The sequence below is a fragment of the Nostoc sp. UIC 10607 genome, assembly GCF_047228265.1.
Lineage (GTDB): Bacteria > Cyanobacteriota > Cyanobacteriia > Cyanobacteriales > Nostocaceae > Nostoc > Nostoc foliaceum_A.
This window is the reverse complement of sequence record NZ_JBIQNW010000031.1, coordinates 12121-27785: the sequence shown is the minus strand read 5'-3', so window position 1 is coordinate 27785 and position 15665 is coordinate 12121. Positions and strand designations below refer to the sequence as shown.

General features: G+C 42.0%; 11 protein-coding genes. 1 reads left to right on the top strand and 10 read right to left on the bottom strand.

Annotated elements, in window-relative coordinates:
• Nucleotides 1-133: 133 nt before the first annotated feature.
• The 10 genes from ACEYW6_RS22685 to sat all read right to left on the bottom strand — a co-directional run bounded on the left by ACEYW6_RS22685 (nt 134) and on the right by sat (nt 14608).
• Complete coding sequence (locus tag ACEYW6_RS22685; protein WP_412981532.1) at nt 134-1633, bottom strand: glycosyl hydrolase family 57; 1500 nt, start codon at nt 1631-1633, stop codon at nt 134-136.
• Nucleotides 1634-2111: 478 nt separating this feature from the next.
• Nucleotides 2112-2984 (bottom strand): SDR family NAD(P)-dependent oxidoreductase, encoded by an 873-nt coding sequence (locus ACEYW6_RS22680; protein ID WP_190896171.1) that lies wholly within the window; start codon nt 2982-2984, stop codon nt 2112-2114.
• Between the two features lie 1088 nt (nt 2985-4072).
• Nucleotides 4073-5779: an alpha/beta hydrolase gene (locus ACEYW6_RS22675; protein ID WP_412981531.1), complete on the bottom strand. Its 1707-nt coding sequence runs from the start codon at nt 5777-5779 to the stop codon at nt 4073-4075.
• A gap of 159 nt (nt 5780-5938) precedes the next feature.
• On the bottom strand, nt 5939-6178 hold the full coding sequence (locus ACEYW6_RS22670) for a hypothetical protein (protein ID WP_190896174.1): 240 nt from the start codon (nt 6176-6178) through the stop codon (nt 5939-5941).
• 65 nt (nt 6179-6243) lie between these two features.
• Nucleotides 6244-7167 carry an ion channel gene (locus tag ACEYW6_RS22665; protein WP_412981530.1) on the bottom strand — a complete coding sequence of 308 codons (924 nt, stop codon included), beginning with the start codon at nt 7165-7167 and terminating at the stop codon, nt 6244-6246.
• 340 nt (nt 7168-7507) lie between these two features.
• Nucleotides 7508-8401, bottom strand: a complete 894-nt coding sequence (locus ACEYW6_RS22660) for a YsnF/AvaK domain-containing protein (protein WP_412981529.1) — start codon at nt 8399-8401, stop codon at nt 7508-7510.
• Between the two features lie 249 nt (nt 8402-8650).
• Nucleotides 8651-9544, bottom strand: a complete 894-nt coding sequence (locus tag ACEYW6_RS22655; RefSeq protein ID WP_412981528.1) for a DUF2382 domain-containing protein — start codon at nt 9542-9544, stop codon at nt 8651-8653.
• Between the two features lie 320 nt (nt 9545-9864).
• Nucleotides 9865-10707: a DUF2382 domain-containing protein gene (locus tag ACEYW6_RS22650; RefSeq protein WP_412981527.1), complete on the bottom strand. Its 843-nt coding sequence runs from the start codon at nt 10705-10707 to the stop codon at nt 9865-9867.
• Between the two features lie 511 nt (nt 10708-11218).
• Nucleotides 11219-13330 (bottom strand): caspase family protein, encoded by a 2112-nt coding sequence (locus ACEYW6_RS22645; protein ID WP_412981526.1) that lies wholly within the window; start codon nt 13328-13330, stop codon nt 11219-11221.
• Nucleotides 13331-13429: 99 nt separating this feature from the next.
• Nucleotides 13430-14608: a sulfate adenylyltransferase gene (sat, locus tag ACEYW6_RS22640; RefSeq protein WP_412981525.1), complete on the bottom strand. Its 1179-nt coding sequence runs from the start codon at nt 14606-14608 to the stop codon at nt 13430-13432.
• A 191-nt stretch (nt 14609-14799) separates the two neighbouring features.
• Between sat and ACEYW6_RS22635 the strand changes: the two genes are divergently transcribed.
• Nucleotides 14800-15495, top strand: coding sequence for a Uma2 family endonuclease (locus ACEYW6_RS22635; protein ID WP_412981524.1), 696 nt, complete (start codon nt 14800-14802; stop codon nt 15493-15495).
• Nucleotides 15496-15665 lie beyond the last annotated feature (170 nt).

Below are 15665 nucleotides of genomic sequence, written 5' to 3'. Positions count from 1 at the left end.
CTGAGAGTGTCAATTATACTGCCTATTTAGAAACCAATATACTTGATTTAGTGAGACTTTATCCTAGAATATACCCTCTGGCCCACCCTTAAAAAGCAGGGCTGTTTCATTCTTTCACCTGAGTTATTTATGATTAAAATATCGTTTTTAGCAGGCTTTCGCCACGTTTGTAAATCTCACGTGCGTAATCAGTCCAAGCGCCTTGTCCCCAATAACGAAAACAACTGGTTTGCAGCAAAAGATTATGTAGGAGAACGTTACGGTATTGAGATTGTCTAGTGATCGGTTCTGCTGAGTTAGCTTGCAGTAACGGATCAATCTTTTGATGAAATAAACTGCTTAATTGGTACATGGGAGACAACACATTTTCATATCCTTTTACCCAACTGATATGATTTGTCCACGAAGCTCCATCCAGATGAAAATTAGAGTTTGTTCGCTTTAATTCTTGAATGGCATTCTCTACAGCTTGCGGTTGAATATTCTCTGGTGAAACTCGCTCCCAAATTTGATGTTGTCCCACTGGCTGACAAGTTGGATAATCTTCAGGTTTGCAGCCCGCTGCTTCGATTAATTCCAAATATTCTGTACCACACATCCCAACTACACCTGACTTTCCTCCCCCATTATTTACCATATCCCACCAAGCTTGTTTAAACGCGCTAGGAAATTCATTCATCATCACGCCGCCATTTTCACCATCTCCAATTTGGCTAACTATTGGTGGTACAAAAACACTACCGATTTGTTGTTTTGATAAGGTTTTGGCTTCATAATAAGGCTGCATTTGTGCGACTAATTTAGTATCTGAACCTTGGGTTTTAATTAAGGCTGTGATGCTAATTATTTCGCCTTGAGAATTACGAGCAACTAAACGATGTGGTAAATGTTTGTGGGTAAGAGATTGACCGCTAATTGTTTCTACAGAATGTTCTTGAACAAGTAGCCAGCGATATCCACATTCTTTCAGCGCTTTCACAAATTCAAAGAGAGCATCAGGGTGATTTGGTAGGTGCATTTCTGGGGGCGAAAATCCTTTGACTCGCGCTAGTGCTTCCCAGCCAAAAATTGCCGCAAAATGATGTTGCCATGCGATGATATGCAATTTGATATCTGCTATGGGTGTGGAAGGAATAACTGCATGGCCCCACATTGTACCCAACCACTCTACATAAGGTTGATAGGTTGGATCGCAAGTAATCCGTTTAAGATTATCCAGAACATCACCGCGTCCCATTTGCCGCAGTCCCCACAGCAGATTACCTGAGTAATCCAACATCACACGGGGATTGCAACCTTGACTTACAAGTTCGGGGATCAAGTCTCCCATGCGGCTGTAACAATATGCAAAAGGATCTGCATTGTGGTTATCCCCTTCATGAGGATGTTCAAACATATATTGCAGATTGCTTATCAGTGAACCGCCATGTCCAGCAGGTATAGTTGGCTGGTGCATGTGTAAGGCGATCGCAAACACAGCCTTGATGTCTTCTAAGCGGATATTTGTTGTTGGTAAAAATACTGGTTGATCATGGTTAACTACAGAGAGAACCTCTGTTTCCCAACCAGAAATATTCGGCAAGCCATCAATGATTTCGGGCAAAGGAGTAAGCGTTGTGGGGAAGGAAAGCATTTCTGGTTGCTCCGAAATAAGTTATATCTATAAAATTTGCACGAGTATCTAATAGCACCTAGCTCAGTACAGATCCAATAAATACCCTGAGCCATAACATTTTTAATTTGGTGATTTTCAGTAACTGCGAACTCAGGCAAGTCTAGTAATCATCGGTGCAGTCTACCCAGATATTCGCATCTTTGTGTTCTATTTATTGATAAAGTTTGTTTACCATCTGCTAATACGCTAGATGTAGTCAGAATATGATCAGCAGGGATCAACGCTTTTGGCAAAATATAGTTAGTCTATGCAGATTGCCGATGTCTGGAGTTAGAAGCTGATTGAGTTGGGTTGGGTAAGGGATGGCTGATTGCGGTCAATCTAGTTGATTTGGTCGGGTACTCCCGTTTTTACCCTCAAGGTAAAGGCAATTGACCGCAGGAGAGGAGGCGATCGCCTCTAAAAATTTAAGACTTATGTGCAGACACGCAAAAAATCATGTTCTTGACAAGAACAAATCACCGAAACGATGGATTCTAGTCAAAAAATTCAGTTTCGGGATCAGCTTGTTCAGTTTTTGACTCGGCTGTTGTTTTCTTGGTGCTGGCGGAGTTGCTATTCGTAAAATTAGCTCTAGCAACCAAGGGGCAAGGCGTTGACACAATACAGCTAAATGACTTTGCCATCCAACTAAAATTTCTGGTGAATCATTTTGCATTCCGGTGACGAGTGCTTTAGCCACTTCCTGGGGAGTCATGGGGATCACCCAGCGAAATAATTTTAAGTCGCGCACCATGTCTGTGTCTGTCAGAGAAGGCAGTAATGCAATGACTCGGATATTGTAATCAGCTAGTTCGCGCCGTAAGGCTTGGGTAAATCCTAAGATGGCAAACTTGGTAGCTGAGTAAGTTGCCATCGTCGGTGCAGCTACCTTCCCCATCAGACTCGACACATTGACGATTGTGCCTTGCTTTTGGCTAGCCATGCGTCTAGCGATCAGACTAGTGAGGTTGTACATCCCTAATAAGTTCACAGAGAGTTCTTCTTGAACTTGGGGCAGTTTAGATTGCAAAAAGGAGGTTTGGTATGCGACTCCCGCACAATTAACCAGCAGGTGAATCTGTCCGTAATTGCGCCACAGTTGGGCAACAGCGATATTCACTTCGATTGTCTGGGTCAAATCTAAAGCCACGATCGCAGTTTCCGTGCCCATCGCCTCGATTTCGTTAGCTACCTCGACTAACTTTTGGCGATCGCGTGCTACCAATATCAGTCGCTTGATGCCTTGTTGCGCTAGTTCGAGGGCGATCGCTCGTCCAATCCCACGGGAAGCCCCTGTAATTAGGGCAACTTTACCTTGAATCTCCATTGGTTTTATCCTCCAAAATCTAAGTCTTACCAAACTCTTCGTTATTGCCGATATACACAATCAAGAGCTACTCGCTTGTCGGCACAAGGTAAGACAAATATGCAATCGTAATTGAAATCAAACTGAAACTAAGCCTTTGGCAACGAGATATTTCATGGTTAATCTGCAATCCCTCATAATTGTCTATACGAGGCAGAAATTTCTCGTTTTTAACCCGTCAAACCCGAACACACTTGGCTGAATGGGTATAGCTCATAGATTTTATTTCTCCTAGATCAGAGCGTTCATCAGCATCGTTGTCATACACACGTTAGCAATTAAATCAAGGTATTGCAATATTCTTTAATAAGATTTCTTAATACTTCTTAACGACAAGCATATATATAGTAAAGATTTTATTAAATAAGTTTTTATGAATACCTCAGTACAAATATCTCAATTCCCTGACAAATAGCTCCTGTTTTAGGAAATTGTCATATCTAATTCATAGCTTAGAAGCAAAAAAGACATATAGATTTTGGTTGATGGTTGCAATAGTTAGAGTTTCTAACTAACTTGGAAATTACTATCAGCATATTTACTGGTTTTTTGAAAAGGGAATATCCAGGTTTTAATTTTTTTTAAATAATAGAATAGGGCTAGTTCATTGTCTTTAATGCAAATTACAACGACATATTTATCTGCCAAAAATTTAGTGTAAATACTAATTTGTTTGGGTTTAACTTTGAGTTAATCAAAGGAATGCTTGAGACTTGTACCTTCCATAGCAAACTTAAATCATTCATGAACAACAAGATCCCCGACCTTTCTAATAAGTTGGGGATCTGAGATGTAAGTCAAGATAATTTCTAATTTTCTGCCTTCTATTGTACACCGTATAATTACTTAAGGTTTAACCCATTCCCCGGCTGTAAAAACTTCAGCCGGCGAAAATCGAAGTCCTTAGTAGGTTTTCATGATTATTCTTGGCTTTTTCATACTAATGACCAAGACGGCGAGCGACGATTCATCCCATTCTCACCGTCTTTCTGTAAAACCTCTAAGAGGTCTTTTGATTCAGATCATTTTAGATGTTTTTCAGCTTAGAACTAACGGGGGGTAGGGGTAGGTTGGGGATTTGATGGTTTGCTTGATTGGGTAGTTGACCCATTCCAAATTTGAGTGAATTGATCTACCGACAACGACTGTAAAAGACTGAGATTCAGAGGCTCTTTACTAATAAATGTGGCGTAGGATGGCTGCAAATAGGAGCGGTATTCAGGATGGTTGAGAAGATGGGTTTCCAAAAAAGCTACGCTGAGGGCGTTGAGATAGGAATAAACAGGAGCACGATCAGGGCCCAGCAAGGCAGGTGGCACAGGTAAGACATCATTTTCAGAAGTAGGTTCTGCGATCGCTGAAAAGTGGGTAGCATTTTCGATTAAGGCTAGATACTTATTATTCGAGTCAGAAAGCCAGGTAAAGGGGCGAATTTGTTCAAATACGGGTGGGGCGAAAATATCTTGACTACCTGCTACCAGCATTACAGGTATTTTAATTTGACTTACTCCGCCCTCACCCAAAATTGAGCTGTTAATCGGATTAATCGCCATGATCACCTTGATGCGATCGTCTTTGAGTTCGTAATTTGTCGGGGGTAAATCAATTGCTTGACACTGCAAAAAGAGCGACAAATTAAAGGATGAATTATTGGGATTACAATCTTGCCTCAGTTGCTCAAAGTTAATCTTTGCTCCTGCTAGAGCCAAAACAGTATAACCGCCAAAGGAATGACCGATCGCCCCAATTTGCTGAAAATTGAGTTTTCCCAAGAGGGCGGGATCAGATTTATCTAGACGCTGGAGTTCATTGAGGAGATACTTAATATCCAAAGGTCGGTTGATAAATTCTTCTGCATCTGGCGGCCCAGCCAAACCCGCAAAATATTGTTGAATGCGTTCGGCATTACTACCAGGGTGTTCCAGTATAGCAACAGCAAAACCGTAGGATGCTAGATGTTCAGCCAGGTAGACAAAGGTAAAGCGGTCTGAGGCGAGACCATGAGAAATGACGATGAGGGGAAAGGGAGGCGACAGGGAATTCTGAGTTGGGAGTTGTGAGTTTTGAGTTGCAGGTAAATAAATATCCACCGGTAGACGGCGATTACGAGAAAAGTCATTTAGCTCCAGGCTTTTTTTCTGCCAGCGGAATTTTCCTGGCGATCGCAAATCTAGCTGTTGTGAGAAGTCAATTGTTGAATTGGCTGCTTGAGCGATCGCTTCTTTTTGAAGAGAGGCAACAACTTCATCCCTTTTTTTGAGCAATTGTGACAAGTCATCAACTATCCTTAACCCTTCTGTGAAATTCACTCGCACAGTATTGCTAGGAAATTTCCGCAGCAAATTCACAACCGTTAAACCTTCTTGATCAACAGCAGCCAAAATCAAAGAGGCACGTATGGCATAGAAGCCGTTCTGTCGAGACTCAGTGAGGAGTAATTCTCCTAGCTGTTGCATCACTTGTTCGCCTATAGGCGAGTAGGTAACCTGAGATACTAATGTAGGAGTGACATTAAACTTTTGCTGGAGCAGATCCCGCAATTGAGCGAGTTGTTGGGGGGTAGCACGGCTAGCATAAAATGAAAAATCTTGATCGATTTTGCCAACTTTCGCAAAAGTTTCCAGCGAGTCCACAGACAAGGAGAATTCGCCAAAGGGAGGGTAATAAAAGCTAATGCGTTCAGCTCCCAATCCGGGAGTCGCAGTCAAAAAGGTAGATAGGAAACCTAAACCCAGGTATCTCAAAAAATTTTTCATTAGAAAAACCCACTGTCTAACCCTGCGAAACAAGTTTGAGCAGGGAGGAAAGCGGGGCGGGATCTATAACCGCTTTCCTGTTTACTCGGTTTAGATATATCAAACAGGTTACAAGCACAAGGAAGCAAGTACTTACAGTCATAGTTTCGCATATACGCTTTAAACCAGCACTGAATTATCAAAACACATGGGTAGCAAATTTTTCAGCCAAACAGCATCAGTAGCGCGATAATAAATATAGAGATCGAAATATTTTATATGTCCTTTGCCTCCTGCGCCTGTTGTGTTGTCGTCCTCAATCAGCAACAGGAGCAAAATATCTCCCACCAAAATCAGTGCCAGGATGTGCCAGTTAACCCCAGCAAGAGCATGGTTAAAAGTTGCACTGTAGTTGAACATGGTCGGGTTGTCGTTAAATCTTTAGAACCACCACTCAATCAAGCTTCCGAGTAACTTTCAGGCATTCAAAGCATTTCATCTAAAGGTAAAACATCGTGGAAGCGGTTGTAATCAATGTAGCGATGTCCATCGGGTGTGTGGTGGATGATATCGACAAATTGATTGTTCCACAAAATTTCATTAGCACCATAACTATGACGGGCATGGACAACCTGTGCAACCGTTTCATCAATGCCACTCAAAGAGATGATCAGCATAGTATTTGTCTGGGTTAACGATTCTGGTGTCATCCCATATAGAGGACTAAACTCATCAATGACATGCATCACTGACCAGCTCAACGTGAAGCTAGGTGTTTGGTTCCTCAGCAGTTTAAGATCATAGAACCGACGCATGAACTGCCCTTCTAAGGAAACTTCGTCGCGCATTAAGTAGACTCGCATCTGCGCCTCCAGAATCATATTGCGACGCTGATTAGCGGTGCGAAATATGAGAGTCGGCATCGCATCATGAGGTGTAATTACAGCAACACGACTAAAGAGTACACGAGCTGTGGGTCGGGAGAATCGAGCAAACGCTAGTCCCGTCATCACAGCAATTCCCACCAAACCGATCATTGCTTCAATGGTGACAATAATGTTGGCGTAAGTTGTTTTAGGATACATTGCCCCATAGCCGATAGATGCTAGGGTTTGGACGCTAAAGAAAAAGACATCTAAAAAAGAACCAGGTCTGGCATTGGCAATACAATCTCCTCCTATCAAGTAAGCTATGGCAAATAGAGCATTGATAGTTATATAGAAAGTACAAATCAGGAGCAGAAAGCCAGTCCAGGGAATTGTTAGCAGCAGATGGTAGGGATCGCGCCAGTAGGAATGCCATGCACCCATACCCATAATCTCAAATTTTCCATCTCGAGCTTGAATCTGAATAGGTGAGATCAGGCGCTGTCGTTTCTTCGGTGAAAGTCTCTTCAGTCGAAATTTCATTGCAAGGTAGCCAAAAGCAAGGCAACTGCTTAGTATTGTAAATTAAGTTGCTTTGGAGACATTTCGGTTACCCGCAAGGGAACGAAAATCGGCGAGAATGCCATTCCTTCTAAGGGTGTCTGGGATAGCCGCCCGCCGGTTTAGTCATTGGTCATTAGTCATTTGGTACTGTTGACTTCAATTTTCTCACGGCAATTCAAGAAAATGAGCGAACGCAGCAGCGTGTCGGAAAGACTTGCGATGTTTTCGTAGCTGTGGGATGAGTTAATTTTCTTTTCTTAAATCAGCAAAAAAAATAGGGTGTGCAATGCCCACCCTACTAAATTAATCTGCTAGAAACTTATTTTTCCGACTTTAGTGATTGACCTTTAGAACAGCGATCAAACCACTCCTGGTATTTTTTCTCGTGTGACTCATCTTCAACACCAATGGTCACTCGCACCTGCTTACAGCCGTGATTTTGCTCTAGTGCGATCGCATTCAACAATAAACTAGCAGTTTTAGGTGAGCTAAATTCGCCGCTTACTGTTAAACCACTGTCAAAATGTGTAGCCTCAAGTCCTTCTACTTCGGTCAAGTCAATGCCAGAAATTTCCTCTTGTCCTAAATCAATTTCTGCAAGTTGTTTGTGTCCTGGGCTAATTTGTTCCACAATCAACCTTTCACGCCGGACAGGAACTTGTATCATCCGGGTTTCGATTACTTTGCGAACAATCACCTCACCAACTTTACGCTTACTGCTTTCAACAACTAGGCGTTCTTCTAGTAGACGAATAATCTGTTCTTCGGTAACATCATCTAAATTTACTGGCTCAACTGGGCTATTTGTAGTTTGATAATTGTCTAGTTGCTCAGTTGAGTTTTCTGATAGTGTGCGCTCGCCTGGTGTTTCTGTTTCTAAATATTCAGGCATATACTCGATTTCTGATTTGTTTAAGTCTATGAAAACAGATTTAGTCGGCTTGTCGATTTTTTTTATTCTCTGGCTCTGCAATCGAAATAAAGAAGGATATTTATCGGCTAACTGCTGACCATATTCTAGAGTTCCTTGATTCGCCTGATTAGATATAACTAAGTTTAATCGGCGATTAGCATCCACAATTAAGTCGTGAACTACTCCTACTAGCTGACCTTGCTGATCGAACACAGCAAAATTGCTCACCTTATTTCTTAAATCTGCTAACGAGGTGCTAGTGCGAGAGTCAGAGTTTGCCTGTCCAATGTTTTTTGTCATCGGTTGGCTATTCATATGCAAATTTTATGAACTGCTTTCTACTTAGCTAAATTAAATGTAATGTATTGATCATCTGAATGCTATTTAGAAAATGTTTGTGGCAAATGTATTTGTCCAACCCATATTCGCAATTCAAATTCTAAAATGCTATCAGATATTGCAAGCACAGGTAAAGCTAATTCTACAGCCTCACCTGTACTGTGTCGAATTAATTATTAGTCATTAGTTAGCAACTAATGACTCTGTTAGTTAGCGCTCTTCAATCGGAAGATTACCAGAATTCACATCTAACTCTTCACGACGCACAGTTTCTTGAGTTTCAACTGTGTCTTGATCGACCACTTTTCTAACTCTAACTTCTTCGCGCAAAAATGCTTCTTTGCGAATTTCAGGAGTTTCTTCGTGGATTTCTACGCGAGCAACTTCGCCTTCACGGAAGTCTGCTTCGCGCCCAGAAACGGCAGTACCTGCATCTGCTGGAGTTACACGCTCAATCACAACTCGTTCTCTTTCGACTGGGACTGCAACCCGCGCAGTATCAGTCTCAACGTGCTTGCCAATCGTTACTTCTCCAGTTTTTTGGCGGCGTTTACTGGCAATCAGCCGTTCTTCATACAATCTCAAAGTTTGATGATCTTGCTCATGTAACCCGTATAAAGAAGGCTCATGTTCGTAATTGTAGCTATCACGATTGTAAGTAGGCGTAACTGGCTGCTGATAGGTTGCATCCACTGGTGCTGTAGCTTCCAATGGTAATGATGCTTCTACAGGCTGGGTATAGTCTGTGGGTCGGCGATATACCCCACGCACCCGTTCTTCATAATCGTAATCAAGGGTTTGACGTTCATTGAACTCAGGTAAATCTTCTGCTTGCTCTCTAGTCAAGCCAATTGTGTAGACGCGATCAACGTTATAGTCGATACGAGCGCGACCAATTGGTAATAACACTTTTTTACCAAAAATCCAGAAGCCTAAATCAACGACTAGATAGCGGAAATGACCTTCCTCATCCACTAAAACATCGCTGACAGTGCCAATTTTCTCATCAGTTCCTTGTGTATAAACGCCAAGTCCATTAATGTCGTGACCTTCAAAAGTATCACGATAGTTAGGCTCAAAATCTTGTAATTTGTAGAGAACCATTATATTTTCCTCAAAACTTTTATTCCCATCTCCTAATAACTAAGTTAGACATTTAATTACTTGTTTGCCTCTTTCTGGCGAATGAATTATTTCATAAGTTAAATAATCAAAAGTTATAGATATTTTTTGATATCAGAACCAAGGAAATTTGCGTTTCTACATTGTTGATCAAGATGTAAATTTTTCCAAGGTTAGATTCCCGATTTCTCTCAGAAACCGGGAATTTTGTTGAATACAAAAATACAGACAGAGATAAAAATTAGCTTTGCCTGCATGATTATTTCAGATAAATCTACTAAACAAACTTATTGACTAGCGACTTAAACAGTTTCATGTGTAGTGGTACCATGTTCCTGCACATGTAAATTACCCGCAGTATCAACATCTAACTCTTCTCGACGAATGGTGTCTTGTGCTTCCACAGTATCCCGTTCTACTACTTTCTTTACCCGGACTTCTTCACGCACAAACGCTTCTTTATGTATCTCAGGCGTTTCTTCGTACACTTCTATGCGTGCTACTTCCCCTTCTTGGAACTTAAGTTCATTGGTATCTACAACCTTTCCTGTTTCTGTTGGCACAACTCGCTCAATCAGAACTCGTTCTTTTTGAATAGGTACTGTAACGCGTGCAGTTTCTGTTTCAATGTGTTTACCAACCGATACTTCTCCGGTTTTTATGCGGTGTTTGTTGGCAATTAATCGTTCTTCATAGAGTCTAAAAGTTTGATGATATTGCTCATTCAACCCGTATAAAGCTGGTTCTGTCTGGTAATTGTATGTATCGCGATCAAAAGTCACACCGCTGGTTGGAGAACGAAATACACTCCGTACCTTTTCTTCGTAATCATTATCAACGATCGCGTCTTCTTTGTACTCAACTAAATTTTCTACTTGTTGTCTGCTTAATCCATCAACATAGACGCGTCTTGCAGGATAATCGATCCGGGAAAGACCAATTGGTAGTAATATTTTCTTACCAAAAAAATCTACGCTTGTATCAATAATTAAATACCGGAAATGACCATCGTCATCAACTAAAACATCAGCCACTGAGCCAACTCTTTCTCCTGCCTCAGTATAAAGATCCAATGCTTTAACATCGTCTCCGCCGAAAGTTTCTCGATAGTTTGGGTCAAAATGTTCAAGTTTGTGAAGAGGCATACGCTGTTCCCAAGTTGTTTATCAGGTTTATTTATAAGTGTAAAAAATATTGTGCTAAGTCTCATCCTGCTGGCGACTGAATTCAATTGAGATTTTTTCTGGTTTATAGCTCATACTTTATGAGGTAAAGACTCAAGTTGAACACTCCCGATCATCAATAGGAGTACAACTAAAGTTATACAAAACTCTAGCTTATGCTCGTATAAACAATTCTTTACTGGAGATGATCTCGAAGACTAGTCAGTGTAGACGTACTTGTAGAGCATTCATACCAATTCACGAAAACCCTTGATACATATACATTTATTGTAGGGGCATGGCATTACTAATTGGTGTCAAATCTTGATGTTGGTCACCTTTGAACTTAATTGCCTGTGTCAAACTTTCAATAGCTAAATCATGAGTATTTTTTAATGCATGACAACGGGCTTTATAACACCAAGATCAATAAAATTTAGGCTCAAGTTTTAAGGCTCTATTATTAGAAACGATCGCCTCATCATATCGTTGTTTACACAACTTGAAAATTAAAGCTAATACTTGCCCAATTATTCACATCCAAGATATATGAGTCGGTTGCTGTGCCGTTCATCTCCGTTTTAAGGGCGCTGGCGTTATGCAAGTCTTGTAGCAAGGCTTGTGCAACGTCTAAGGGATTCAACAATGGGCTAATCGGACGTTGTTCGGCTGTGGAATACTTAACACTGCTCAAGGCGGCGAGAGTTTCGCTAAAAGGGGCAGTACTAAAAATCAGTTGTTGTTCGCACTCAGAAGCTGGCCCTGAAATCACCCATTGGGAAGCACCATTAGTTTGGGGTAGGGTGAGGGTTTCACCTGGGGCGATGACGACTTCTTTGAGAAGGGGCTTGGTGTCGGCAGTGTTTGGTTCTTGGGGAGTTTCCCAAGAATAGAAAGCAACTCCTGTCTGATTATTGTTTAATCCCAGCAAGATTAAATATACTGGGCGATCACTCTGGTTTTCCACTCGATATTGCATTCGACTACCGATAGGCACAATCGGAGTGGGGAGAGACGCAATTAATCGCGTCTGTACTGATTTTTTAAAAGTTCGTACTGTTTCGCGCTGCATGACGACGCGAGGCGATATGCCACTAATTATTTCTAAGGTTGCCTTGAGAGGTAAGCGGGAAGAACCTTCATTTTCTGTCAGCCGCCATAACTTGGCTGCAAACAGGGTTGATAATTTTGGCGCTAACCTTTGTACTGTTAATTTTACTGCTTCTCCTACTTCTCCGGTGGTATTGGGAATTAGCTCGCCACCAAGAGAAAATAGACCATAATGACTGGGAATTTCCTGTAGTTTGGCAAATAAATAATCAGCGGGTTTTTCTCCTGCTACTACGGTGGACACATGGGAAAATCCAGCAAAGGCACTTGTAGCGTCTACCCGCTCAATTCTTTCCAATCCAGTATCCAAAGCTATTGTTAAATTAATATTTCGGGGTAAAACTCGGACTGCTTCTTGGACGAGTTGCCCAACTTGTAGGGGATTTGCACCTTCAATTTTGGAAATTTGCGCTTTTGCTGTTAACCCAGTGCGCGATCGCAATACTAATTGCTCTGTTGTTGCGAGGGTGAATCGAGAATTCACTCCGTAGTATAGCAGCACTTGTGGAGGTAATCCTGCTAACCACAGATGGACTGTTTTACCGTCTTCTTCAATAGCTGTTACCGCGCCTTCTGCACCATTTACACTGTCTGGCAGTAGAGACGGTATATCTTGATTTTTCTTATTACTTAATAACGCTGATTGCTGTTTACTACCCAATTTGGATAGAGAATTTTCCACATGGGAGAGGGCGACTTGAATTGTGGTGGCTGGGGTGAATTCCCATAAATACTGTGTCAAGGCGTAGGTAAATAACCCGGCACTAAAACCAGAGAATAGTCCTTCCCTTGCCGGCTGCTTCGGTTCTGAGGTAGCTGCTAAAACAATTGGAGTGCTAGGTAATTTCTGAGTTTGAAGTTGTTTGAGAAAGTCGAGTTCTTCTGCTGCTAGCTTGGCTACTGACTCCTGAAGGGCGCGAATTTTTAATCCTAAGACTGTGCTAGGAGCATAATAGCTAGTATCCAATACTGCTGTTACTCTGTCTGTGGGGAGCGATCGCAATAATAGCAGTAGAGTTTCTTCTAATATATAATTGACTATTTGTTCATCTTGTGGATTCTGAGCCACATTAGCTGGCACCAGAGCATTGTGCATTGTATCTGGCAATGTTTCCAATTTGACACGGCTGCCATAGCCGCTAAAGTGGAAGACCACCACATCACCGGGTTTAACTTGCTTACCCAGGTGATCCAAAAAAGCCGCCTCAATGAATTCCCTGCTAGCTTGTTCCTCAGTTAAGGTTAAAATATCTGACCCTTGGAAACCAAAGCGATGAATCAAAAGTTCTCTTTGGAGTTCCACATCCATCATAGAACCACTGAGGGCGGGAATTTGCGGGTATTGGTTAATACCTATTAGCAATGCTAATTTGCGCGGACTGGGTTGTGCCAAAGCCTGGTAATAGCGATTTCCCAAAGTCAACCACTGAGCTTCAGTTACCCCCAATACCGCGAGTATTGAGCCAATTCTTTGTAAAAACGTGCGCCGTTCCATAATTAGCTATCAGCCCTCAGCTATCAGTTAGCAGCTTACAGGGCTGAACTCTATAGTGTAAAGTGACAGTCGATACTGCTGATCTATTGACAATTTGCCCTAAGCCGGCACTTGTATTCGCATTGCTCGCGCTAACTCTGCCGCCACCTCAGGACGGGAAAATTCTGGGGGAGGTAACTCACCGCGCCGCAGCATTTCTCGAACTTTTGTCCCTGATAGGTGAATGCGTTCTTCTGGCCTGCTGGGACTGGTTTTAGATGTTGCCATCTGCTTAGTGCGCGTGCAGTAGAAAGCGTGTTCAAATTTCATCGGCACAATGCCCAATTCACTTGGCGCAAATTCATCAAAGATGTATTGAGCATCGTAAGTGCCGTAATAGTCACCCACGCCAGCATGATCTCGTCCGACGATAAAGTGAGTACAGCCGTAGTTTTTGCGGACTAAAGCATGGAATATGGCCTCACGAGGCCCAGCATAGCGCATTGCTGCTGGATTTATTGCTAAAGATACCCGGTCTAAGGGGTAGTAATGTTCTAGCAAAATTTCATAGCAACGCATCCGCACATCAGCGGCAATATCATCTTCTTTTGTCGCCCCGACTAATGGGTGCAAAAATAGACCATCCACAGTTTCTAAAGCGCACTTTTGAATATATTCATGGGCGCGGTGGATAGGGTTGCGAGTTTGAAAGCCAACGATGGTTTTCCAACCCTTGTCTCTAAACATTTGCCGTGAGGCGGCTGGATCAATTTGGTAAGTGGGAAACTGGGGATGAGGTTCGCGTTGCAACAGCCAAATATCACCCGCCAGATTTACAGTACCTTGGTTATAGAGTACCTGCACGCCTGGATGTTTGACATCATCAGTGCGGTAGACATTTCTTGCTTCGCGGGTTTTATCGTAGTGATATTTTTGCGTGAGTTGCAAAACCCCAATAAATTCACCTCTGGAGTTATCCAGACGGATTAAGCCGCCTTCTTGTAACGGGGAAGCTACTTCTTCGCTGACAGATAGTGTAATCGGTATTGACCACACAAGACCGTTAGCTAGTCGCATTTCTGTAACAGTGCGATCGTAGTCTTCCTGGTTCATAAAACCCGTCAGCGGACTAAAAGCACCGATCGCAATCATTTCTAGATCAGAAACGGCGCGATCGTCAAGTTGCACTCGTGGCAAAAAGTCAGCTTTTGAGAGAAACTCTGCTCTTTGTTCTGGTGTGGCGATACGATTAACCAACTGTCCACCGTGGGGGGCTATGGCATCTGGATTGTGACTCAACTTAATCCCCTCTCTACTTTTACTGCTATTGTTTCAGATTATGTACTAACTTATCAAAATGCTGGTACTGAGAAAAAAAGAGTTTAGGGAATGGAGGAAAGTTTTTGCAACTATCTAAGCGATCTGATTAGGTTACGCTAAAGCTAATCCAGCCTCAAGTTTCAGAATAGTTCCTTTATTTGGAATTGCTTATGACTGCTGTATCTCCCGTTGTTAAACCTGTTAGCCAAATGCGGCTAGCGCCTGGTAGTAAAGTGAATATCCAGGATATCAGTTGGGAGGAATTTGAGTCCATTTTGCAAGAACTGGGGGAAAAGCGATCGCTACGAGTTGCTTACAGCAAGTCTACGTTAGAAATTATGGTTCCTCTACCCGAACACGAAAAATCAAAGGACTTAATTTCCGATATTGTAAAAATCTTGCTGAAGATCGCCGGGAAAAGTTATGAACCCTTCGGTTCAACTACCTTTAAGCGGGAAAATACGGCGGGGGTAGAACCAGATGCTTGCTTCTACATCCAAAATTACCAAAGAATGATCAGTCGTCGCAAACTAGAACCAGATGATCCGCCTCCTGATTTAGCAATTGAAATAGATGTGACATCAAAAACAACTCTTGATGCATACGTTGCGATCGCAGTTCCAGAACTATGGATTTACGATAGTAAAAAGCTGAGAATTTATTTACTCAGGGATGGACATTACATCGAATCTGATAACAGTCCTAACTTTCCAAATATCCCTCTTACTCAAATTATTGCCGCTACAGTTGAACGAGCTTGGCAAGTAGGAACTGTACAAGCTTTGAAAGAATTTGAAGGAACAAGCATAAAGGGTCAAACCAAGGTTAATGAGCGACGTAAGCAAACGACCGCAAGTCATCCGTGATTTGCTAGAATTAGCAACTTATATTATAGATTTTTAATCTGTGAAAACTTAAAATGTGAAAATATTAATAGTAAAGACTATGGATACCAAATATTAGGTTGAGTTGATTTCAATAAATCCAAAAATTAGCATTTCTATTAGAAATAAAATATCCCTCCTCGCTTACACGG

Bases quoted from the DNA above. Each gene is read 5' to 3' on its own strand.
- ACEYW6_RS22685 (WP_412981532.1), bottom strand. From the start codon at position 1,633: ATGCTTTCCTTCCCCACAACGCTTACTCCTTTGCCCGAAATCATTGAT.
- ACEYW6_RS22680 (WP_190896171.1), bottom strand. From the start codon at position 2,984: ATGGAGATTCAAGGTAAAGTTGCCCTAATTACAGGGGCTTCCCGTGGG.
- ACEYW6_RS22675 (WP_412981531.1), bottom strand. From the start codon at position 5,779: ATGAAAAATTTTTTGAGATACCTGGGTTTAGGTTTCCTATCTACCTTT.
- ACEYW6_RS22670 (WP_190896174.1), bottom strand. From the start codon at position 6,178: ATGTTCAACTACAGTGCAACTTTTAACCATGCTCTTGCTGGGGTTAAC.
- ACEYW6_RS22665 (WP_412981530.1), bottom strand. From the start codon at position 7,167: ATGAAATTTCGACTGAAGAGACTTTCACCGAAGAAACGACAGCGCCTG.
- ACEYW6_RS22660 (WP_412981529.1), bottom strand. From the start codon at position 8,401: ATGACAAAAAACATTGGACAGGCAAACTCTGACTCTCGCACTAGCACC.
- ACEYW6_RS22655 (WP_412981528.1), bottom strand. From the start codon at position 9,544: ATGGTTCTCTACAAATTACAAGATTTTGAGCCTAACTATCGTGATACT.
- ACEYW6_RS22650 (WP_412981527.1), bottom strand. From the start codon at position 10,707: ATGCCTCTTCACAAACTTGAACATTTTGACCCAAACTATCGAGAAACT.
- ACEYW6_RS22645 (WP_412981526.1), bottom strand. From the start codon at position 13,330: ATGGAACGGCGCACGTTTTTACAAAGAATTGGCTCAATACTCGCGGTA.
- ACEYW6_RS22635 (WP_412981524.1), top strand. From the start codon at position 14,800: ATGACTGCTGTATCTCCCGTTGTTAAACCTGTTAGCCAAATGCGGCTA.